This window comes from Streptomyces clavifer, assembly GCF_036345975.1.
Classification (GTDB): domain Bacteria; phylum Actinomycetota; class Actinomycetes; order Streptomycetales; family Streptomycetaceae; genus Streptomyces; species Streptomyces clavifer.
In genome coordinates this window covers 1166437-1188877 of record NZ_CP107793.1, presented here as the reverse complement: position 1 = coordinate 1188877, position 22441 = coordinate 1166437, and the positions used below count along the sequence as shown (strand labels likewise).

The following is a 22441-nucleotide window of genomic DNA, read 5'->3' as shown; positions in this document are numbered from 1 at the left end:
GGAGGCGGCGGCATGACCACCCCCCTCTTGCTGCTCAGCGCGGCATTCCTTCTCATCCTCGCCAACGGATTCTTCGTGGCAGCCGAATTCGGGCTCGTCACGGTGGAACGGCCGGACGCCGAACGCGCCGCCGCCGAAGGCGACCGCCGGGCCCGCACCGTCGTCGCGGCTCTGCGTGAACTCTCCTTCCAGCTCTCCGGCACCCAGCTCGGCATCACCATCACCTCACTGGTCGTCGGCATGCTCGCCGAACCGGCACTCGCCCAGCTGCTCGCCGGACCGCTCACCGCCACCGGACTGCCCGCGGGGGCCGTTCCCGGCGTGAGCGTCGTGATCGGCATGCTGCTCGCCTCCGCCGTCCAGATGGTGATCGGCGAGCTCGTACCGAAGAACTGGGCGGTCTCCCGGCCGCTCCAGGTCGCCCGGTTCGTCGCCGGACCACAGCACCGCTTCTCCACGTTCCTGCGGCCGGTGATCACCGCGCTGAACACCTTCGCCAACCGGCTGGTGCGGCTGCTGGGCGTCGAACCCACCGCCGAGCTGGCCTCCGCCCGGACCCCGGGCGAACTGGTCTCGCTCGCCCGGCACTCCGCCGAGGCCGGCACCCTCGAACAGGACACCGCCGACCTCTTCGTACGGACCCTGTCCCTGGCCGGACTCAGCGCGCAGCACGTCATGACCCCGCGGGTGAAGGTCAGCGCACTGCAGTCGTCGGCGACCGCCGCGGACGTCCTCAACCTCACCAGGGCCACCGGCCTCTCCCGCTTCCCCGTCTACCGGGACCGCATCGACGAGGTCGTCGGCATGGTCTACCTCAAGGACGCCCTCGCCGTCCCCGCACAGGACCGGCTGCGCACCCCGGCGGGACGGATCGCCGTACCGCCGCTGCTGGTGCCCGAGAGCCTGCCCGTCGAGCAGCTGCTCCGCCAGCTGCGCCACGACCAGCCGATCGCCGTCGTGGTCGACGAGTACGGCGGCACCGCCGGTGTCGTCACCCTCGAGGACATCATCGAGGAGCTCGTCGGCGAGGTGAGGGACGAGCACGACGCCGAGGGTGCCGACCGTCCCGAGCTGACGTCCGTCGTCGCCGACGACGGCCGCCCCGGCTGGGACGTGGAAGGCAGCTGCCGGGTCCTGACCCTGCTCCGGATAGGCCTCGACGTGCCCGAAGGGCCGTACGAGACCGTGGCGGGTCTCGTCGCCGACCTGCTGGGACGCATTCCCGCCCCCGGCGACCGGGCCGAACTGCCCGGCTGGCGGATCTCGGTCCGCCAGGTGGGCCACTACCGTGCCGAACAGGTCCGGTTCGTCCGGCTGACGGACCTGCCCGGACCCGTGGCCGAGGAGCCCGCCCGCGGTCTGCTGGAGGCCGTGCGATGAGCCTCGTGCAGCTGCTCTTCGCCGGAGTCCTCGTGCTGGCGAACGGCTTCTTCGTCGGCGCCGAGTTCGCGCTCGTCTCCGTACGGCGCAGTCAGATCGAACCCCTCGCGGCGAGCGGTTCGACCCGGGCCAGGCAGGTGCTCCACGGCCTGGAGAACCTGCCGCAGATGATGGCCGCCGCGCAGTTCGGCATCACCGTCTGCTCGCTCACCCTCGGCGCCGTCGCCGAACCGACCGTGGCCCGCCTCCTGGAACCGGTCTTCCACGCGATACACGTGCCCGAGGGGTTCATCCACCCGCTCGGCTTCGCCCTGGCGCTCGTCTCCGTCGTCGTCCTGCACCTCGTCATCGGCGAGATGGTCCCGAAGAACCTGGCGATGGCCGCCCCCGAGAAGACCGCGCTGTGGCTCAGCCCCGGCCTGGTCGGCTTCGCCCGGCTCTGCCGGCCGGTCACCTCGGCTCTCGGAAGCTGCGCCCGGCTCGTCCTGCGGCTCTTCAACGTCGAGCCGAAGGACGAGGTCGAGGCCGTCTTCACCAGCGAACAGCTCAACCGCCTGGTGGAGGACTCCGGACAGGCCGGATTCCTGGAGCCGGAGGCGCAGGAGCGGCTGGAGGACGCACTGGAACTGGGCAGCAGGCCCGTCACCGACGTGCTGCTCGACCGGGCGTCCCTGGTGACGGTGGACCCGTCCGTCACCCCGCGCAGGATCGAGGAGCTGACCGTACGGACCGGGTACTCCCGCTTCCCCGTCTGCGCGGAGGGCGGCGGCCCCTTCATGGGCTACCTGCACGTCAAGGACGTCCTGGAACTGGAGGACGTCGAACGGGCCGTCCCGCAGCAGGTCTGGCGTCCGATGGCGACCGTACGGGCGGAGCTCCCGCTGGACGACGCCCTGACCGTGATGCGCCGCGCCGCGACGCATCTGGCCCAGGTCGCCGACGCCTCCGGCAAGGTGCTCGGCCTGGTCGCCATGGAGGACGTCCTGGAGATGCTCGTCGGCGAGGTCCGCGACCCGGCGCACCGCGTCTCGGTCCCCCGCCGCACGGTGGACGTGCCGAAGGTCATGGCCCCCATGGGGCTCACACGGTGACCCGCCTCAGGACGGGGTGAACCAGCGCCGGGCGGGCACGGGAGAGTCCGCCCGGCAGCTGGGCACCCGGCTCCCACGACCGCAGCCGGCCGCCGTCACAGCGCCCCCGGCTCCTGCGTCCCCCGGTCCACCGGCCCCCGCCCCGACAGCACCTCGCCGTACGCCTGCATCAGGTCCGGCAGCCGGAGGGTGGCCAGATCGTCCCGCGTCGGCTCGGCCCTGTAGCCGGAGAGTCGCAGGTCACGGTAGGCGCAGCTCTTCTCGTACAGCGTGCGGATGAAGCGCCCGTTGCCCAGCTCGTCGATCCACCTCTGGTCGACCACGTGCCCGCTGATGCTCCGCAGCTCGTCCAGGGACTCCTCGTCCCACACATCGCCGTTCTCCGCGGCCAGTACTCCGCCGATCGCGGTCAGTTCCAGCGGACGGTAGCTGGGGAAGTCCACCCGGGTGGTGAAGCGGGAGGACAGCCCCGGATTCGTGGAGAGCAGCCGGTCCATGCCCTCCGGGTAGCCCGCGAGGATGACGACGAGACGGTCCCTGTTGTCCTCGGCCCGCTTGAGGAGGACCTGGAGGGCCTCGTCCCCGTACGCGTCGCCCTTGCTGTAGCCGGTGTTGGAGAGGCTGTACGCCTCGTCGACGAAGAGCACCCCGCCGAGTGCCGAGTCGATCAGCTCATTGGCCTTCACGGCGGTCTGGCCGAGGAACTCGCCGACCAGGTCGGAGCGCTGGGCCTCCACGAGATGGTCGCCCCCGAGCAGCCCCAGCGCGTAGAACACCCGGCCGAGGATCCGGGCGACCGTGGTCTTGCCCGTCCCGGAGGGGCCGGAGAAGACGAAATGACGCTTCGGCGGCTGCACCGGCAGACCCTGGTCGGCTCGCAGCCGCGCCATGTTCAGCTGTGCTGACAGGGCTTTGACCTGGCGTTTCACTGGTTCGAGTCCGACCATGCGCTCCAGCTGGGCCAAGGCCTCGGCGAGCAGTGCGGGATCGCTGGGCCCCGCCGGGAACGGCGCGGGGGCCGACGGGGCAGCCGTCCCCGACCTCTCCCGCACTCCGCCGGTGCGGGGCGGCGGCACCGTGGCTCCCGGCATGACCTGCGGCTCCCTGCCGGACCAGGGCTCACGGCCGTCCACCAGGTCCGTGCCCAGCAGCGCGTCCCCGTCCGCCTGGGCCTCCATGCCCGTACCGTCCGATCCGAAGCCCGCCAGGGACAGGGGGGCCAGGTCGGCCGCCTCGTCGTACCCGTCGCCCTCGGAGATCGCGGCAAGCCGGGCCGAGGTGTCCATGAAGGCCGGGTCGACGCGGTGCACCGCCCGGTACAGCGGCAGGGCCGCCGCACTGCGGCCGGTGCCCTCATGGGCCCGCGCCAGCCAGTAGCGCAGCTCCTTGCGCTGCGGCTGCTCGCTGCGACATCGCATCAGGGAGGCCGACAGCAGGGGCTCGGCCTGCCCGTACATCTCCAGGCGCACCCGGGCCATACCGCCGAAGAGGCCCGCCTCGATGCCGAGCAGTGGATCGTCGACCAGCGGCTCGGTGGTGCGTACGAGCTGTTCCCAGTCCTTGACCAGATAGGAGCGGCAGGCGTGCAGGAAGCGCACCTGCGGATCGGCGTCTATCGGCGGGAGCCCCGCGAGCGCCCGGTCCAGCTCCGGCACATGGCGGCCGTCCAGCCAGTGCGAGGCGTGCGCGAGGAGCAGATCGCGCGGGCTCTCCAGCACCGGCTGCACCCACCAGCCCAGCCAGTACCAGGAGTTGAGGGTACGGCGGTGGCGGGTCCGCTGCTCGCCGAAGCGGTCGCGATGACGGTACATGCGTAAGAGTGCCGTGGTGGTGTCGACCCGCAGCGCATGGAGGCCCAGCCAGCCGTCCGCCATACCGGGATCGAAGCGCACCGCGGTTCTGAACTCCTCTTCGGCCTGTGGGTACGCGCCCATCGTGTAGGCGTCCACGCCACGCAGCCAGGCAAGGTCGGCCGGGGCCTGTGCGCCCTGCGTGCCGATGTCCATCAGGTCCCCCACAAACCGTGCCCCCAGAATGTCCCGCCCGCACAGCATGCCCATCGGAGCGCGTTGAATCACTGTTCACAGGACGGGAATTGACCGCACCGGCATGCATCGTACCCGCGCGCCCGGCGAGCGGTTAAGGGTGATACCGGCGCTTCGGGGGCCGTCACCGAGGGTGAGTGGAAGAGGCTTTCCGGAGGTGGAAGAGGGGGTGCGGGGGCAGAACGAAGCCCCCGGTCACGGGGGAACAACCGGGGGCTTCGCGTCCGAGGGGCTCCGAAGAGCCGCACATCGAACGTAGGACCTGTACGGGCGCTCGGTCAAGCCGCGTTCGAGCTGGTTCCGGAGCGGTTTCCGACGGTCCCGAACAGTGCCCCTCAGGCTTCACCCTGCGTGAGGAACCGACTCGGTACTGCGGTCGCACGAGGCCCTTCAAGCCACATGTATCCCTCAGGCATCTGCCGTATCACCGTGCCCGCGAACGGATAAGAGGGGTCGTCGGCGAAATGCCGCTGCTCCGCGACCGTCCACCCGTCCCAGAAGTCAGTGAGCCCGGGTCCGTCGCGGTGCCGGCCCCGCTCCCAGGACCTCTCGCGATCCAGCTCCAGCCACAGCAGCCCGGCGAGGTACGGCCGCACCGCGGCGCGGCCGGCCCCCACACCCTCGATCAGCAACACGGGGGCCGGGTCCAGCGTCCGCTCCGGCCCGAACCGCCGCGCCGTCCAGTCGTACGGCGTGTAGCGTCCGGGCTCGCCGTGCGACAGCGGGTCCAGGACCTGCGCCCGCAGCCGGTCCGTCCAGGCGAAGAGCTCCTCGTGGGTGGCCAGGTCGTCCAGATGCAGGACCGGGGCACCGCCGAGTGCCGCGGCCAGCCGCCCCGCGAAGGTGGTCTTCCCGGATCCCGCGTGGCCGTCGACCGCGATCAGCCGTACCGGACCGCAGGACGGCGGAAGGGCGCGCAGGCGGCGGGCGCGGTCCGCCAGGTCGTTCATCCCCCCACCTTACGAGAACAGGGGAGCGGGCCCGGATCCGTCGCAGGTCACATCAGTGGACCAGACCAATATTGGTTCAGCGGCGCGGGACGAATCGCTGGCCGGATCCGTCCCGGACCCGCGATAGTTGGCGCACCTATCGCCACCCGCAGTCCCAATCCGCCCACGACCGGGGGTCTCGCCCATGACCGGACCGACTTCGCGCAGGACCGTCCTCACCGCTGCTCTCGCGGCAGCGGCCGGGGCGGGCACGGTGGCCTCCGCCGGCCCCGCGACCGCTTCACCGTCCTCTCCCTCCTCCCCCTCCCCGGCGGCGGCCTCGCTCGTGGACAACCGCTTCTGGAGCACGTACACCGAATGGCGCTGCGGTTCCGCCGCAGGGACCCGCGCCGTCGCCGGCCGCCGGCCCGGCCTGGTGCTCTCCGTCCCCGCCGGGACCACCGACTACACCGACCCGCACACCGGCACGACCACCAGCTGGGAGTACGCCACCTGGACCTCGCCCGTGCACCGCTCCACCGTCCCGGCGGCCGAGGTGATCGCCTCCTGGAACGCCCACACGCCGGCGGGCACCTGGATCCAGATCGAACTCCGGGGCCGCTACACCGACGGTACGGACACCCCCTGGTACGTGATGGGTCGTTGGGCCTCGGGCGACACGGACATCCGCCGCACGTCCGTCGACGACCAGACCGACGGCCGGAGCACCGTCTGGACCGACACCTTCTCGGTGGACGACACGGCGAGCGGACTGCGCCTGGTCTCGTACCGGCTGCGGCTCACCCTGCACCGGACCCCCGGCAGCAGGCTCACGCCCACGGTCCACCGCGTCGGCGCGATGGCCTCGGACGTCCCGGACCGCTTCACCGTCCCGGCCGGCACCCCCGCGCTCGCCCGCGAACTGGCGGTGCCCCGCTACTCGCAGAACGTCCACGTGGGGCAGTACCCCGAGTACGACAACGGGGGCGAGGCCTGGTGCAGTCCCACCTCCTCCCAGATGATCATCGAGTACTGGGGGCGCGGGCCCACCCCGGAGGACCTCGGCTGGGTCAGGCCGGGCATCGCGGACCCGCAGGTCTGCCATGCGGCCCGCTTCACCTTCGACTACCAGTACGAAGGCTGTGGCAACTGGCCCTTCAACGCCGCGTACGCCGCCACGTACGAGGACATGAGCGCGGTCGTCACCCGGCTCGGATCACTGACGGACCTCGAGCAGCTGGTCGGGGCGGGCATCCCGGTCATCACGTCCCAGTCCTTCCTCAAGGAGGAACTGACCGGCGCGGGCTACGGGACCTCCGGCCATCTGATGACCGTCATCGGCTTCACCGCCGACGGCGACGTGATCGCCAACGATCCCGCATCGCCGGACAACGACGCCGTGCGCCGTGTCTACCGCAGGCGCGAATGGGAGAACATCTGGCTGCGCACGAAGCGCTACGACGCCACCGGCAAGGTCAGGAGCGGTACGGGCGGGGTCTGCTACGTGTACTGGCCGACGCAGGTCTCCGCGCGTCAGCGGGCGGTTCTCCGCCGGCTCGGCCTCGTCTAGTACCCGGAACGGCGGTCTGCGCGCCGTGCTTCCGGTGCTCTGTCCGGTGGCCGGGCGCAACACGAGCTGCATCGCGGTGGTCCTGACCGGCGGAGACGGCCGGCCGACGTCCGGGTGCCCGGCCGCCCGGACGGAGAAGACCGGGAGTGACGCCGGTCCGCCTCCGGTGCCCTGTGGGTTCCGCGGGAGACGCGGCCGACTGCGGGTCGGGATGTGTCGGAGCTCCGCGTAGCCCGACCTGCACGCCTCCGCTGCCCACCGGAGGCGTGCAGGTCGGAACCGCCCCGTCCCGCATGTCCTGTCGTGGGTGTGACCGCCGCCGTCCAGCCTGCCCGTGCGCCGGTGTGCGGGGCGAGGGCTCCGTGAGGGCGAGCGTGGCTGCTCGGTGGCCGTCCGCCACCGTTTCAGCTGAGCGCTGCCTCCGCTCCAGGCACTCTCCAAATGGCCGCCGTGCCGGAACTCGTCCACCTCGCCGAGGCCCGTGCACTCGTCGGGCTGCGCGGCCTCGCCGCCACCGTGGATGACGTCCGGGACCCGGAAGCCCGAAGGGTTGCGCAAGGTGACCAGCCGGTGCGCCGTCCGTTCCGCTACTGCTCCCGGAGGGTGAGGGCCGGGCGCGCGCACTCCCGTCGCGATGCGAGGTATGGGGCAGGCTGTTCGGATCGTATGCGGGCGGCGGGAACTGTTCGACGGTGCGATCCCGTAAATGCGGAAGGAAACCGGGCGTCGATGCCCGCTGCCTGCCCGAATTGCTCGGCGGGTGGGAATACCGGGCATGTTTCGGTCTGTTGCGCCACTCCTTCTTCTTTCCGGAAATCCAGAAGTGCGCTGCAATGTTTCCTTTCTGTCCATGCCCTGGTGGTGAATCAATCGGCGTGGCGTTCTCGTGGTCCTGGTGCCGGTGGTTCGCGGGAAATGCGGTTCACCGTCGGGCGGTTGAGTGGGGCCGGGCGGCGGGAGGTGGCCGGCGATCCGACGGGTCGGGCCCGGGCCTCCCGTGCCGTCGGCGGTTCGCTCCCCGCAGCGCCGGGCGGGGCGGGGCGGCCCATGGTCGGTGAGATGCGGTCGGCCGCGGGGGACCCCGTGCGCGGGTGCGTCAGGGCCTGTGCGCCGATGCCGATGCCGTGCGGGGACTGCACCTTCCTCGGCGTGGCTGGCCGGGGAGTCACCGTACGCACCTGCGCCGATGCCCGCGCGTCCGCTGTTGGTGCCCCGTGCGCGACGATCGCGGCTCCTGCGTGCAAGGCCGCCTGGTCCCCCGTATCGCGCACGGCCCGGCTCCTCAGGTGATCCGGTTCCCGTGCCGGGTCTCGGCCAATGCGGCTCGTCGGATTGTGTTCGAAAGCTCGGACGAGTGATGTTCCAGCGCCATGGCCGTGTTGGGGTGAAGTGCGCCCTAGGGGCGGCTATGGAGCGATTGGTCGGCCTGCGGCTAACACGAGACCTTGCGCAGCGACAAGAGTGCAATTGCCGTCTGACATTACCTGCTTCGTAAACAATGAACTCGCTATGTTTAGGCTGAAAGTAGAACCTTGAGATCATTGACCCTCAGGAAGCGGCCCGGTTACCTTCAATCGGGGCCCCGTTCGGCAGGAAGAATTCTGCGCGGGGTCCCAGGTGTGAGGGAACGACATTCACGACGGGCCGTATTCGGGCGGACCCGTCCCTCTGGTACAGCGAGGCAAGCGCACGTAAGTCGTTGATTTCGTCGCGCCGTTGTGGCGTATCAGGGCCCGGCCGGCCGATGCACTGTCGCCACCGGTCGGGACGGAGATGAGGGTGATGCACGTGGTGGATTCCGTCTTTGTCATGCCGGGTACGGTGGCTGCCCCGCGCGCGGGCGTCCTGTCCGAGCTGCACCACCGCTACGAGACCGTACGAGAAGCGCTGTCACGCATCGACAAGGCAGCCGGGGAGATGGGGCTGCCCCCCATCAGCGCCCGGCTGATCGAGCGCGACGGGACGAACGACGGCCGCGGGCCCGAGGTGCAGTACCTGGAGATCTTCGCGGTCAGCATCGCGACGCACCACATGCTGATCGCCGAGGGCGTGAAGCCCGTCGCGATCGTCGGACAGAGCATCGGGGAACTCTGGGCCCTGGCCGCCGGGGGGCACCTGTCCGTGGAGGACGCCGCCCGCCTGGCCGTGGCCCGCTCCCAGGTGCTGACCCGGCAGAACTGGGACGGCAAGATGCTCGCGGTCGGTGTGGACGGCCGCCGGGCGGAATCGCTGGCCGGGCTGATGAACCACCCCGACCTGGTACTGGCCTGCGAGAACGCCCCTCGGCAGAGTGTCATCAGTGGCCCCGAACGGTTGATCGAGCAGGTGGAGCGGGTGGCCGACGCGTTCGGCTGGCCGAGCCTTCCGCTGGACGTCCCGCATCCGACCCACACTCCGGCGATGGCGCAGGCCGCCCGCGACCTGAGGGCGACCGCGCCACGGGTCCCCTACGGTTCGGGGCGCTGGCGGGTGTGTTCCCCCTGGCTGGGACGGGACATCGGCGACGACGACCCGGTCGACCTGGTCGCCGGCGCACTCACCGCCCGGGTCCGGATGCTGCACACGATCCGTGAGCTGCACGCCGCGGGCGCCGACGCCTTCGTGGAGTGCGGGGAGTGGCCCGTCGTCACCAAGTTCGTCGAGGCCTCGATCCCGGGCGTGCAGTGCGTCGTCCCACTGAGCGAGGGCGATCCGGTCGAGGCCGTGCGTGCGCTGCTCGCCGAGTCCGCCGACGTCGGCCGGTTCCGGTCGCGGCCGTCGCCTTCGAGTACCGGTCACGGTCCCGCCGTGCGGGTGAGCGCCCCCGCCCCGGTGCGGGCGGCGTCGGTGTCGGCGCCCCCCGCACCCGCTCCGTCGGCCGGGGTGGCTACGACCCCCGCGTCCTACACGGCCCCCGTCACCTATGCGGCCCCCGCCGCCCCGGCCCAGGAGGCCGCGGTCGTCGTGGCTGCCGCGGCCCCGGCCGCCGTCGCCCCGGCCGTCCCGCCCGTGTCCGCCGGGCTGGACTACGACTCGGTGCTGACCGAATTACGCACTCTGTACGGTGACTTCCTCGGCTACCCGGCGGATCTGCTCGGTGAGGACGACGGTCTGGAGTCCGAGCTGGGGGTCGAGTCGCTCAAACAGGTCGTCCTGCTCGGGCGGGTGTCCGACCGGTTCGACCTGCCCGACCTGCGGGCGAACTCCTCCCTGCTGACCGTGGGCACACTGCGCCGGATCGCGGAGACCGTCGTGCAGGCCCGGGCGGAGGCTGCCGCGCGATGACCTCCACGGACAGCCTGCACGGCCGGGTCGCCCTCGTGACCGGGGCCGCGAAGAGCCTCGGTGCGGACATCGTCCGCCGTCTGGCCCGAGGGGGTGCGCACGTGATCGTCAACTACTTCCACTCGGTCGAGCAGGCCCAGTCGCTGCAGGCGGAGCTGGAACAGGCGGGACACAGCTGCGAGTTCATCCGCGCCTCGGTGGCCAAGACCAGTGAGATCGACCGGATGTTCGACCTGATCCAGGAGAGGCACGGCGGCCTGGACATTCTGATCAACAACGCCGCGGGCGGGGCGTTCCTGCCGCTGTTCGACGTCGATGACACGTACTGGCAGCGGGCGTGGTCCACCAACGTGATGGCGGCCTACCACTGTTCGCGCCGGGCGGCCACGCTGATGGCGGGACGCGAGGGCGCGAGCATCCTCTGCCTGTCCAGCGTCGGAGCGCACCAGCCGGTCCCGGGATACGGCCCGGGCGGCGTCACCAAGGCCGCACTGGAGTCGCTGGTCCGCTATCTGGCGCTCGAGCTGGCCGACCAGGAGATCCGGGTCAACACGGTGCTGCTGGGCTCGGTCGCCAGCGAGATCGTCGTCAATCTCGACGCCCCCGCGACAGCTCTCGGCGGCCCGGCCGGGACCGGCGAGCTGATGCGCCGCACCCTCTCGACACCGGATGCGGCCAAGCTGATCGTCCACCTCCTGCACGAGGACCTCGGGTTCGTCACCGGACAGACCCTCGTCGCCGACGGAGGGATCAGCATCGGCGGGATGCAGGGCATGCGGCTGCACAGCAGGCTGGCGGACCAGGTGACCGTACCCGCCCGTCACCAGCCGGCCCCGTCGGCAGCAGGAGCGGCCGGAGCGGCAGTGGCAGCGCCGCCCGGGGCGAGCCCGCTCTCCCCGGAACGCCCCGCTCCTGAACCACCGGCAGCAGCCCACCCGGCACAGGCCCCCGCCCCCGAGCCCGCACAGGTACGAGCCGCTCCGCCCCCGCCCGCACCCGCTCCGGTGGCACCCCGCGCGCCGGAGCCGGAGCCGTCGGCGGAGACGGACCCCGGAGCCGTCGCCGTGGTCGGGCTGGGACTGGCCCTGCCCGGCGCGAACAACGCGGCGGAGTTCTGGGACCGGTTACGGGAGGGCGCCCTGCTCTCCAGCGAGCCGTCCGCCTTCGACCTGAAGCACTTCTGGGCGCCGACCCGCGAGGACACCGACGCCTTCTACGTCCGTGAGGCCGGGTACATCCAGAACTTCGTCCCCGAGCCCGCCTCGGTGGCCGAACCCGACGGCAACGCCGACCACCCCGGATGGCCGAGGACCACGCGCTGGCTGCGGCACTGCACCGTCCAGGCCCTGGAGGGCGTACACCGGCGGCCGACGGACCGCTGGCTCGCCGCGACCACCGGGATCCACGACCAGACGGGGCTCGGCACCCAAGGCGTCGTGCTGGGCGACGAATACCGGCGCATGGTGCGTGAGGCACTCCCCGCCGACGGGGACGGCGACTGGCTGGCCGAGCTCGCCGACCACGCGATCACCGCGCACTACGGCGGCGACGGCGGCGACCCGCAGGCCTACCTGCCCGCGTCCGTCTCCCGCAACGCGCTGCGCGGGCTGATCCCCGAGGACGCCCAGCACCTGACCCTCGACGCGGCCTGTGCCAGCGGACTGTTCGCCGTGGACGCGGCGGTCAAGGCCCTGCGCGAGGGCTCCGTCGACGTGGCGCTGGTCGGGGGCACCTCGGTGATCGAACCGATCGGATTCACCCTCTTCTGCCGCGCCCAGGGCATTTCGATGAGCGGCAGGATCCGCCCCTTCGACCAGGCGGCCGACGGGACCCTGATCGGTGAGGGCGCCATCACGCTGGCCCTCAAGTCCTACGAGCGGGCCGTGGCCGACGGCGACCGGGTGCTCGGCGTCATCCGGGGCACCGGACTCGCCGCCGACGGCCGGGGCAAGGGCATCCACGCTCCCGCCACGCGCGGACAGGAACTGGCGATCTCCCGGGCCTGGGCCGACGCGGGCGTCGAGGCCGACGACGTGGACTGGGTCGTGGCGCACGGCACCGGCACGCCGGTGGGCGACGAGATCGAACTCCGCTCGCTGCTCTCCCGGCTCGGGCCGCGTGAGCGGGCCTGCCTCCTCACCTCGAACAAGCAGGTCTTCGGGCACACCGGTGTACTGGCGGGCCTCGTCTCGGTCGCGCACGCCCTGGTCGCCCTCGAACGCGGGGCGGTCCCCGGCCAGCCCGTGGTCACCGATCCGCACCCGCTGCTGGGCGGCGGCGAGCGGCTGACCGTCCCGGTCGAGGACGCTCCCTGGCCGACGGGCGACGCACGGCCGCGTGTGGTGGGGGTGTCGTCGTTCGGCCTCGGAGGAGCGGACGCGCACGTGGTCCTGTCCGACCGCGTGCCGCAGGCCGTCCCCGCGAAGAGGCGGGGCGGCGACGTGTCCGCCGACACGGAGGACCTGGTCGTCGTGGGCTGGAACACCCACCTGCCCGGCCTGGACACCGCCCAGGTGCCCGCCTGGCTGGGTGGTGAGGGCCCCCGCCCGGACGCCGGCTTCGGGACGCCGTACCCCCTGCCGTCCCCGCGTGAGGTGCGTATACCGCCCCTGACGATGCGACACATGGACGCCGCCCACCTGATGGTGCTCCAGACCCTCGGCCCGCTCCTGGAGCAGCTCGGCGAGCCGGGCACCGCTCTGCGGCCCACCACGGCCGTGCTGGTGGGAGCGACGCTGCCGACCACGCACAACACCCGGGCCGCGCTGCGGGTGCACGCCGCGGAGTGTGCCACCACGTTCGACATCCTGCCCGACCCCGTGCAGGCGCAGACGCTGAAGGACTACCTCGCGAAGGGGATGGCCGAGGCCAAGGGGGTCATCCCCGGCGACCTGAACGAGGACGACTTCACCGGCGCGGTCTCCTGCATCCTGTCGGGCCGGGCCGCCAACTACTACGACTTCCAGGCCATGGGGACCAGCGTCTACGCCCAGCGGGACTCCGCGCACAGCGCCGTCGACCTGGCCCTGCGCCAACTCCGGCACCGGGCCTGCGACCTGGCCCTCGTGGGTGCCGTGTCCCAGCGGCCGATCAGCGGCTGGGACCGCCACCTCTCCGGACTCGTACCGGAGGGCCGGTCCATCGCGGAAGGCGCCGCCGTCCTGGCGGTCGCGCGCCGCTCCACCGCGCTGGAGCACGGCCTGCCCGTCCTCGGGACCCTCTCCACCTCGGCCGCCGGTCGGGGTTCCGCCCAGCCCGCGACACCCGCGCACGCCCTTCCCGCGCTGGCCGGCGCCGGACACACCTACCTGTCCCTGGACGCGCTGCTGGCGGTCGTCGAAGCGGTCGTCACCCGAACGGACACCGTGGTGACGCCCGCCGCCCCCGGATCACCGCTGATCCGGTTCACCGGGCCGGCCGCCCCGCATCACCGCGGTCCGGGCCGGGAAGAGACGGAGCAGGCGGTACGCGCCCCGGAGCACACCGGACCCGCCCCGGTCGCTCCGGAGCACACCGAACCCGCCCCGGCCGCGGCGGAGCACGTCGGGTCCACCCCGGCCGCGCCGGTGTACGCCGATGAGGGCGTCACCGGGCGCCGCCAGACGTTCCGGTTCGTTCCGACGCCCCCGCCGCCCGGTGCTCCGGCCGGGGCTCCGATCCCGCCGGGCACCATCGTCATCACCGACGCCCCGGACCTCGCCCAGGCGGTGACGGGCCCCGACACCGCCGTCTGGTCACCGCGGCCGGGCCTCGGCGCCGCCACCCACGTACCGCCCGAGGACGCGCCCGCCGCCCTCACCGGCCTGCCGTTCGTCCCGCGTCACATCCGGGTCCTGTCGCGGCTGCCCGTCGACGACGACGGGAACGACGACGACGCCGGGGCCGCCCGGATGGAAGAGCTCCAGGACCTCACGTTCACCACGCTCCAGGCGGCGCTGCCCGCCCTGAGGAGCGGCGGCTCGCTCGGCGCGGTCCTGCTCGGCGAGGTGCCGGACGATCTGCCGGCCCCGCTGAGCGGTCTGTTCACCGGCCTCGTCCGTTCCGTCCGGGCCGAGGTCCCGCAGTGCGGCGGGGTGACCCTGCTCAGCGACGCACCGGACGCCGCGACGGCCCTGGACCAGCTCGCGCGGGCGGCCACCGCCCAGGTGCCGACGCACACGCTGGCCTGCCGCGGCGGCGACTGGTTCACCCCGGCCGTCGTCGACGACCCCGCCGTACCGCCCCCGCCCGGGGAGGCGTCCCTGCCACCCGGTGCGGTCGTGGTCGCCTTCGGCGGCGCCCGGGGGATCACCCCCGAGCTCCTCCACGCCGTAGCCCGCACCAGCGACCGGCCCCACGTGTACGTCATCGGCCGCACCCCGCTGCCGGAGTCCGGTGACGCACTACCGCCGCAGGCCGAGTTCATGGCCGCCGAACGCCGCAGACGGCCCGAGGTGTCGGTGGCCGAGCTGCGTGCCGCCTACGAGAAGGCCCGGGCACGCCTGGAGGTACGCGGCACGGTGCGGCGGCTCGCCGAACTGTGCGGCCCGGACCGTGTCCACCACCGGGTGTGCGACGTCCTCGACGCCGAGCGCACCGCCGCCGTCCTCGACGAGGTCCACGACCGGCACGGACGGATCGACCTGCTGATCAACACCGTCCTCGACCTGCGCTCGCGTGCGCTGCACGCCAAGACCCTCACCGATTTCCGGGCGGTCCGGGCCACGAAGGCGACGGGCTACCGCAACCTCAAGCGGGCCCTCGCCGGACGGGCGCCCCGGATCTGGTGCAACTTCAGCACCCTCGCGACGCTCGCTCCCGCACCCGGTGACATCGACTACTGCGCCGTCAACGAGTACCTCGCGTACGCGAGCGCCCGGGCCCAGCGGCACGCACCGGACGGCCACGACGAGGTCTCGGTCCTCTGGAGCGGCTGGCGGGAGGTCGGCGTCGCCAGCAGCCCCACCATGCGGGAGACCCTCAAACGCAACGGGATGGACGCCTACATCAGCACCGCGCAAGGACAGGCGCAGTTCCTCTCCGCCGTGACCCGGCCACCGGCCGGCGGGGTGGTGTTCTTCATCCGGGAGGAGGAACGGGTCCTGCTGGGCCGACGCGGAATCAGCACCCACGGTTCCTCCGGCGAGCTGTCCGTCCCCGCCCCGGACGCCCCGCCGCCCGCCCCGCCGGACCCGGATCTGGCCACGCCGCTGCTCGACGGCGTCCTGTACCGCGGCACGGACTGGGCGGTCTTCACCAAGACCTGGGACCCGAGCACCCTGGCCGAGCAGGACGGGCGCTGGATGCGCCACCACCGCGTCAACGGGGAGTACACGCTGCCCGGCACCTTCACCCTGGAGGCCGCGGCCGGCGCGGCCGCGGCGCTCTGCCCCGGCCTCGTGGTCACCGGTTTCCGCGGGCTCGTCTGCCGGGCGTCGATCAAGATCAGGCTCGCCGGGCCGCCGCGCACCGTCGCGGTGGAGGCCCGGGTCACGAGCCGGAAGCACGACCGGGCCGAGGTGGCCGTCAGGATGACGGCGCACCGGATCGGCAGGAACGGCAAGGTGCTGCGCTTCAACGACCTGCTGTGCGAGACCAAGGTCGTACTGGCGGACCGCTTCCCCGAACTCCCCGGACCGCCCGACTGCTCCTCCTACGAACCCCAGCCCGACTTCGCGATGCCCGTCTACTCCCCGGACCCGCCGATCTCCCTCACCGGCCCGTTCGCCGGCACCGGCGACTACGCCCGCGGGCCGGACGGCAACAGCGGCAGGTTCCGTCTCGACCACGAGGCCTGGGCTCCGGCCCTGGCCGGGACGACCGTACCGACGATCCTGCTCGACGCGATGGTGCACCTGCTGCTGCTGCCACCCCGCGGTGACAGCCCGCCCCTGGTCGGGCCCATGGCCGGCCTCGACGAGGTCGATCTCAGCGGGCCGGGCAACGACTGCCGGCTCAGCGCGGACCACCCGGAGATCCGGCTGCACTGCGACTTCGCCACCGGTGCCCTGACCGCCGCCACCGGCGACGGCCGGGTGCTGGCCCGGATCACCGGGGTCAGCGCACACGCCCTGGACCACAGCGGAGAACTGGTCCGGCCCCACCCCCGCGTTCCCCAGCCGCCCCTTTCGTGACAGCCGAGGAGACAGCAGTGTTGTGGCAGGACATCACGATCGCCGGGACCGGTGCGTGGATACCGCCCGTCAAGCGCGAGCACGAACCGTCGGACGGCACCGCGGAGCCCTCCATGGCGGCGCTCAACGGATTCACCTCGGCCGCCGTCTCGACGGACCACACCGCGACGCAGATGGCGGCCCGCGCCGGCCTCAAGGCGCTGCGCCACGCGGACGTCACCGGCGCCGACCTCAGCCTTCTCGTGCACGCCCACTTCCAGGACGAGGACCACTACACCCCCGCGCCCTACCTGCTGCGGGTGCTCGGGGGACCGGACACCACCGGGATCGAGGTCGGCGCCGCAAGTGACGGAGGTGCCGCCGCACTCGTCACCGCGGCCGAACACCTCACCGCGAGGCCGCACGCGAACGCCGCGCTGGTCACGGCCGGTGCCCGCTTCCCGGCCGGGCGGTGGGGCCACGTCCGGGAGACCGGCTACGTGGCCGGAGACGCCGGCGCCGCCGCCGTCGTCACCCGGGGGACGGGCTTCGCCCGCCTGGCGGCGACCGCCCAGGCCGCCGAACCGCGACTGGAGTTCCTGACCCGGGCCAGGAAGGGACACACCGGCACCGGCCGGCCGTTCCTCGCCGAGGAGACCGGACTCATGCCCCACATCGATGCGCTGCAACGCTCGACCCGCCGCTGTGTCGAGACCGTCCTCGACGAGACCGCGTCGAAACCGGCGGACATCTCGCACGTCGTGGCCATCGCGATCGGATCGGTCGTGCTCGACATGGTGCTCGCCGGCTCACCGCTCGGCGTCCGTTCCGGCGACACCAGCTGGACCTTCGGACGGCACCTCGGCCACGCAGGCCCGAGCGACGTCCTGCTCGCTCTAGACCGGCTGTTCCGCTCCGGCTCGCTGCGGGCCGGGGAACGCATCCTCGTCATCAGCTTCGGCCTCGGCTTCCGCTGGACGACCGCGCTGCTCGAAGTCACCCGCGACCCCGCCGCGGCACCGGCCGGTCGATGACCAAGGAATGAGGCTGTCCATGACAGACACGAGTACGGCGACCACCGCGTCGGTCCCGCTCGCCCCGCAGCGTCTGCCGCTGCTGGGCCACGCACTGCCCCTGCTCCGCGATCCGCTGGCGTTCATCATGTCCCTGTCCGGGTACCGCACGATGGTCCGTGTCCGGCTGGGTCCGAGCTCCGCGGTGATGATCTGCGATCCGGACCTGACCCGGCAGGTGTTCCTGAACGACCGCGTCTTCGACAAGGGCGGCCCGATCTACGACCGGATCCGCGAGGTCATCGGCGACGGCCTGTCCACCTGCTCGTACACCCTGCACCGGCGGCAACGCCGGCTGTGCCAGCCCTCGTTCCACCCCACCCGGCTCCCGGGGTACGGAGCCGTGTTCGCCCAGGCGGCCGAGCTGAAGGCGCGATCCTGGAGGGACGGCGACGTCCTCGACATCACCCAGGAGATGATGACGCTCACGACGCGCGCCACCATGCAGACGATGTTCAGCGGGGCGCTGCCCGAGGAGACCATGCGGCGGGCCCTGGCCGACACCGCCACCATCGTGAGCGCGTTCTTCCGCCGGATGATGACCCCGGCCCTGCTGCGCCAGGTACCGACCCCGCAGAAGCGGCGGTACGACCGGGCCCGCAAGCGGCTCTCGGACACGATCGCGCAGATCATCGCCGAGCGGCGGGCCGATCCGACCGACCACGCCGACCTGCTCTCGGCACTGGTCGGGGCGGTGGACGAGGAGAGCGAGGACGGCCGGAAGCAGCTGAGCGACGGTGAACTGGCCGACGAGGCGCTGACCTTCTTCCTCGGCGGGATGGAGACCACGGCCATCACCCTGGCCTGGGCGCTGCACCTGCTCGCCACCGACCCGGACGTCCAGCACCGCCTCCAGGTCGAGACCGACAACGTCCTGAAGGGCGAGAAGCTCGATCCCGCTCACCTGCCCTCGCTCGGACTGGCCGGCCGGGTGGTGACCGAGACGCTGCGGCTGTATCCGCCCGCCTGGATGATGACCCGCACCGTCCGGCAGGACGCCGAGCTCGGCGGCGTACGGCTCAAGGCCGGCAGCACCCTCGTGCTCAGCCCGTACCTCCTGCACCGCCGCCCCGACCTCTACACCGAGCCCGACCGGTTCGACCCGGACCGCTGGCTCGACGCCCAGCCGGACCGGGCCACCTACATTCCGTTCGGCGCCGGTCCCCGCAAGTGCATCGGGGACCAGTTCGCCCTCACCGAGGCGATCCTGGCCCTCACCGCCATCGTCGCCCGCTGGGAGCTGACCCCCGTCGGCGACAAGCCGTTCCGGCCGAAGGTGGAGACCAGCCTGAGTTCGCGCGGGCTGAGCCTGCGGCTCGGCGAGCGGTGGGCGGGCGGTGCCGAGAGCCACGGGGCCCACGCGGAGGCGCCCGCACCCGCCCGGCCGTCCACGGAGCCGGGCGTCGCCACCTGCCCGGTGAAGCATCAGGAGCGATGACGTGAAGCCTCACCTGAAGCCCCTAGTGAAGCAGCTCCTCCGCTCCCGGGCGGCCGACCTGGGCGGGGCGGCCTCGGCCGACACCCTGCACGCCCCCTCCCGCCCCTATCCGAACGGGTGGTTCTGCCTGGCTTTCGCCGACGAGGTGAGACCCGGATCGGTCCTCACCCGCCCGCTCGCGGGCGCGGAGGTCGTCGTCTACCGGACGACCGCGGGCGTGCTGCGGGCGGTCCGGCCCCGGTGCCCGCACCTGGGAGCGCACCTCGGGGTCGGCGGATCGGTCGAGGGGGAGGACATCGTCTGCCCCTTCCACCGGTTCGCGTTCGACCCGGCCGGCGTCTGCGTGCGCACGGGCTACGACAAGCCGCCTCCGAGGGCCTCGCTGGCGCAGTACCCGGTGTGCGAGGCCAACGGCTCCGTCTACGTGTGGTGGCACGCCCTCGGCCTGCCCCCGGAGTGGGACGTCCCCGACTTCCCCATGGACGTCCGGCAGCCCTTCAGCCACGACACCTACGACATCGCCGGCCACCCGCAGGACGTCATCGAGAACGCGTTCGACTGGGGTCACCTGCCGGCGCTGCACGGTCTCAAGGACCTCGACATCGAGGGCACACCGGTGACCGGGGAACCGGTCAGCACCGTCACCGCGACCGCACGCGGCACCGTCATGCGAGGGTTCCGCCAGTCCTACACGCTCACGGTGATCGGACTGGGCACCATCGCCGCCCGGTCCGTGCTGCCCCGGGACGCGGGCAACCTCTACGTGATGCTGCACGCGACCCCGACCGGCCCGGGACGCATCCAGCTCCGGTTCGGCACGAAGCTGGAGCTGAACGGCATCCCCGGCGTGCCCGCGACGGTCGGGCGCGCGGTGGCGACGCCCGTCGCCCGGCTGCTTAGCTCCGTCCTCCAGCGGGTGGCCGGCGTGGACACCGGCGCCGACCTGCTGATGTGGCACCACCAGGAGCACGTCGAGCAGCCGAAGCTCGCCCAGGGAGACGGTCCGATCGGCCGCTACCGGCAGTGGGCGCAGCAGTTCTACACGGAACCGACGGGCGGCTTCGTGCCGCCGCGGCCCCGGCGGACCGAAGCGAGCCGCTCGGAGGAGTGACCGACGAAGACGGCCCGGAGGCTCCCCAACCGCCCCCGGTGCCGTCGGCGTCCACCGTGTTCAGAGTTCAGACGTAGCCCGGGAGGCAGGCCGAGCCGGGTCCGAAAGAGAGGCGACATGGCAGCGGAGAGCGGTACGCCCGCCACCGGACAGCGACTGGCTGTGCTCGGGGCGGGAGTGATGGGGTCGGGCATCGCCGCCCTGGCCATCGGGCACGGGATCGCGGTGACGCTGATCGACCTGGACCGGCGCCGGCTGGACGACGCCCCCGAGAGGGTCGGCCACCAGGTGCGGACCGCACGGCTGATGGGCGCGCTGCCCGACGGGGCCGCCCCCGGCGCGCTCGTCACCGGCCTGTCGCTCACCGACCTGGTGACGGGCCACGACGCGGCTCCCACCGCGGTGATCGAAGCGGTCACCGAGGACGCCGACGCCAAGGCGAAGGTCCTCGCGGAGGTGTCCGCACTGGTCGCGCCCGGCACCCCGGTCATCTCCAACACGTCGGCGATCCCCATTGACGAACTGGCCCGCGCGGCGGCCCGGCCGGCGGACCTGATCGGCACCCACTTCATGAATCCGCCCTACCTGATCCGGACGGTCGAGGTCATCCGGGGCACGCACACCGGCGAGGGGACCCTCGACGCGCTGCGGACGCTGCTCACCGCCCTGCGCCGGGAGCCGATCGTGGTCGACGACGCACCGGGATTCGTCACCAGCCGGATCCTGCATCCCATGATCAACGACGCGGTACGGGTGGTGGCGGCGGGCACGGCGAGCGCCGAGTCCGTCGACCGCCTCATGCAGGGGTGCCTGGGCCACCCGACGGGCCCCCTGCGCACCGCCGACCTCATCGGGCTGGACAACCTGGTCGATTCGCTGTGGGTGCTGCACAGCCGCACCGGCGACGAAGGGTGCCGCCCCTGCGGCCTGCTGCTGGCGATGGTGCGGGACGGCCACCTCGGCCGCAAGAGCGGGCGCGGCTTCTACGAGTACGAGGGAGAACACGCATGACCACGTCATCCAACCGGCCGGCGCCGGAATCCACCGGCGACCCCGGCACCGTACAGACGGACCTGCTGCGGTTCCTGGAGAAGCGCACGGGGAGGGTGTGGGCGACCGACGCGGACGTCTTCGGCACCGGTGGGCTCTCCTCGCTCTTCGCCATGGAACTGGTGGTGCATCTGGAGAGGACCTACGGCATCTCCGTCCGCGGCGCAGACCTGCGGATGGAGAACTTCCGCACCGTGCTGCAGATGGCCGCGCTGGTCGAGCGGCTCCGCCCCCCGGCCTCCGGGGGCCCCGGTGCGTGAAGCCGTCGCAGCGGCGGCCTCGGCCGTCACCGAGCTGGTCGGCGACCGGGCGGGCGACTGGGACCGGACGGGCCGGCTGCCCGAGGACGTGGTGCGCAAGCTCGCCGCGGCGGGACAGCTCTCCGCCCAGATCCCGGCCGACCACGGCGGGCCGGGGTGGAACAGCGCGGACAGCGGCGAGTTCACCGCCCACGTCGGCAGCCTGTGCAGCTCACTGCGGAGCGTCATGACCTCGCAGGGCATGGCCGCGTGGACCGTCGAACGGCTCGGTGACCCGGCGCAGGCGGCGGACCTGCTGCCGCGGCTGGCCTCCGGCGATCTGGCGGCCGTCGCCTTCAGCGAAGCGCAGGCCGGCAGCGACCTGTCGGCCATCGAGGCCACCGTCACCGTCGACGGGGACTCCCTGCTGCTCACCGGCCGCAAGAAGTGGGTGACCGCCGCCGACTACGCCGACCTCTTCCTCGTCGTCGCCCGGATGGCAGAGGGCGGCGCCGTGGTCGTGGTGCCCCGGACTGCCCCCGGGGTACGAGTGCGGCGGGTGGCCGATCCGCTGGGCTGTCGGGCCGCCGGACACGCGGACCTCGCGTTCGACGAGGTGCGGCTGCCGCTCGGCAGCCTGCTGGGCGGCGGACGCCAGCCGCTTCCCCTGCTGGTGACGACGGCCCTCGCCTACGGCCGGATCTCCGTCGCCTGGGGCTGCGTGGGGATCCTGCGGGCCTGCGTGGCGGCGGCCGCCGGCCACGCAGGAACGAGGCACCAGTTCGGCCGGCCGCTGGCGCAGCACCAGCTCGTCGCCCGGCACCTGGCCGATCTGTGGACCGCCGAGCAGATCGTCACCCGGGCCTGCGAGTACGCCAGCCGCTGCTGGGACGACAACGCCGCCGATCTGGCCACCGCCATCGTGCTGGCGAAGTACGTCGGTGCGGAGCATGCGGCCAGAGGCGCGGCGGCCGCGGTCCAGGTGCTCGCGTCGGCCGGGGCCCAGGACGGTCACGTCGTCGCGCGGGCGTACCGCGACGCCAAGCTCATGGAGATCATCGAGGGCAGCAACGAGGTGTGCCAGCTGATCCTGGCCGACCACGCGCTCAGCAGACGGTGACCGCGCCCCGGCCGCCGACGCACCCCACGACAAGGAGCC

At 72.5% G+C, this 22441-nt stretch carries 13 protein-coding genes; 11 read left to right on the top strand and 2 right to left on the bottom strand.

From position 1 onward, the window contains the following. The first annotated feature begins 12 nt into the window (after window positions 1-12). Window positions 13-1380: a hemolysin family protein gene (locus tag OG927_RS04805; protein WP_330319765.1), complete on the top strand. Its 1368-nt coding sequence runs from the start codon at window positions 13-15 to the stop codon at window positions 1378-1380. Further along, complete coding sequence (locus OG927_RS04800) at window positions 1377-2471, top strand: hemolysin family protein (protein WP_124282948.1); 1095 nt, start codon at window positions 1377-1379, stop codon at window positions 2469-2471. The genes OG927_RS04805 and OG927_RS04800 overlap by 4 nt, the downstream gene beginning before the upstream one ends. A gap of 95 nt (window positions 2472-2566) precedes the next feature. Here OG927_RS04800 and OG927_RS04795 read toward each other — a convergent pair whose 3' ends face one another. After that, window positions 2567-4477: an AAA family ATPase gene (locus tag OG927_RS04795; protein ID WP_056787549.1), complete on the bottom strand. Its 1911-nt coding sequence runs from the start codon at window positions 4475-4477 to the stop codon at window positions 2567-2569. A 374-nt stretch (window positions 4478-4851) separates the two neighbouring features. Next, entirely contained in the window at window positions 4852-5466 is a 615-nt protein-coding gene (locus tag OG927_RS04790; protein WP_330319764.1) for a uridine kinase family protein, read from the bottom strand. 184 nt (window positions 5467-5650) lie between these two features. On the opposite strand from OG927_RS04790, the gene OG927_RS04785 reads away from it, so the two are divergent. From OG927_RS04785 to OG927_RS04745, 9 genes are all read left to right on the top strand, one after another. Next, window positions 5651-7015 carry a peptidase C39 family protein gene (locus tag OG927_RS04785; protein WP_124282949.1) on the top strand — a complete coding sequence of 455 codons (1365 nt, stop codon included), beginning with the start codon at window positions 5651-5653 and terminating at the stop codon, window positions 7013-7015. A gap of 1788 nt (window positions 7016-8803) precedes the next feature. Further along, window positions 8804-10279 carry an acyltransferase domain-containing protein gene (locus tag OG927_RS04780; protein ID WP_199862738.1) on the top strand — a complete coding sequence of 492 codons (1476 nt, stop codon included), beginning with the start codon at window positions 8804-8806 and terminating at the stop codon, window positions 10277-10279. Further along, window positions 10276-16392 (top strand): SDR family oxidoreductase, encoded by a 6117-nt coding sequence (locus OG927_RS04775; RefSeq protein ID WP_330319763.1) that lies wholly within the window; start codon window positions 10276-10278, stop codon window positions 16390-16392. The genes OG927_RS04780 and OG927_RS04775 overlap by 4 nt, the downstream gene beginning before the upstream one ends. A 17-nt stretch (window positions 16393-16409) precedes the next feature. After that, complete coding sequence (locus tag OG927_RS04770; RefSeq protein ID WP_157862868.1) at window positions 16410-17405, top strand: 3-oxoacyl-[acyl-carrier-protein] synthase III C-terminal domain-containing protein; 996 nt, start codon at window positions 16410-16412, stop codon at window positions 17403-17405. Window positions 17406-17424: 19 nt separating this feature from the next. Further along, window positions 17425-18882, top strand: a complete 1458-nt coding sequence (locus OG927_RS04765; protein ID WP_330319762.1) for a cytochrome P450 — start codon at window positions 17425-17427, stop codon at window positions 18880-18882. A gap of 1 nt (window position 18883) precedes the next feature. Further along, window positions 18884-19993 carry a Rieske 2Fe-2S domain-containing protein gene (locus tag OG927_RS04760; protein ID WP_330319761.1) on the top strand — a complete coding sequence of 370 codons (1110 nt, stop codon included), beginning with the start codon at window positions 18884-18886 and terminating at the stop codon, window positions 19991-19993. Between the two features lie 117 nt (window positions 19994-20110). Further along, window positions 20111-21004, top strand: coding sequence for a 3-hydroxyacyl-CoA dehydrogenase family protein (locus OG927_RS04755; protein ID WP_124282954.1), 894 nt, complete (start codon window positions 20111-20113; stop codon window positions 21002-21004). Beyond that, entirely contained in the window at window positions 21001-21303 is a 303-nt protein-coding gene (locus tag OG927_RS04750; RefSeq protein ID WP_056787228.1) for an acyl carrier protein, read from the top strand. Before OG927_RS04755 ends, OG927_RS04750 begins: the two co-directional genes overlap by 4 nt. Continuing rightward, the gene (locus OG927_RS04745) at window positions 21296-22402 is read left to right on the top strand and encodes an acyl-CoA dehydrogenase family protein (RefSeq protein WP_056787232.1); all 1107 of its coding nucleotides are present in this window, start codon (window positions 21296-21298) and stop codon (window positions 22400-22402) included. Before OG927_RS04750 ends, OG927_RS04745 begins: the two co-directional genes overlap by 8 nt. Window positions 22403-22441: the final 39 nt, after the last annotated feature.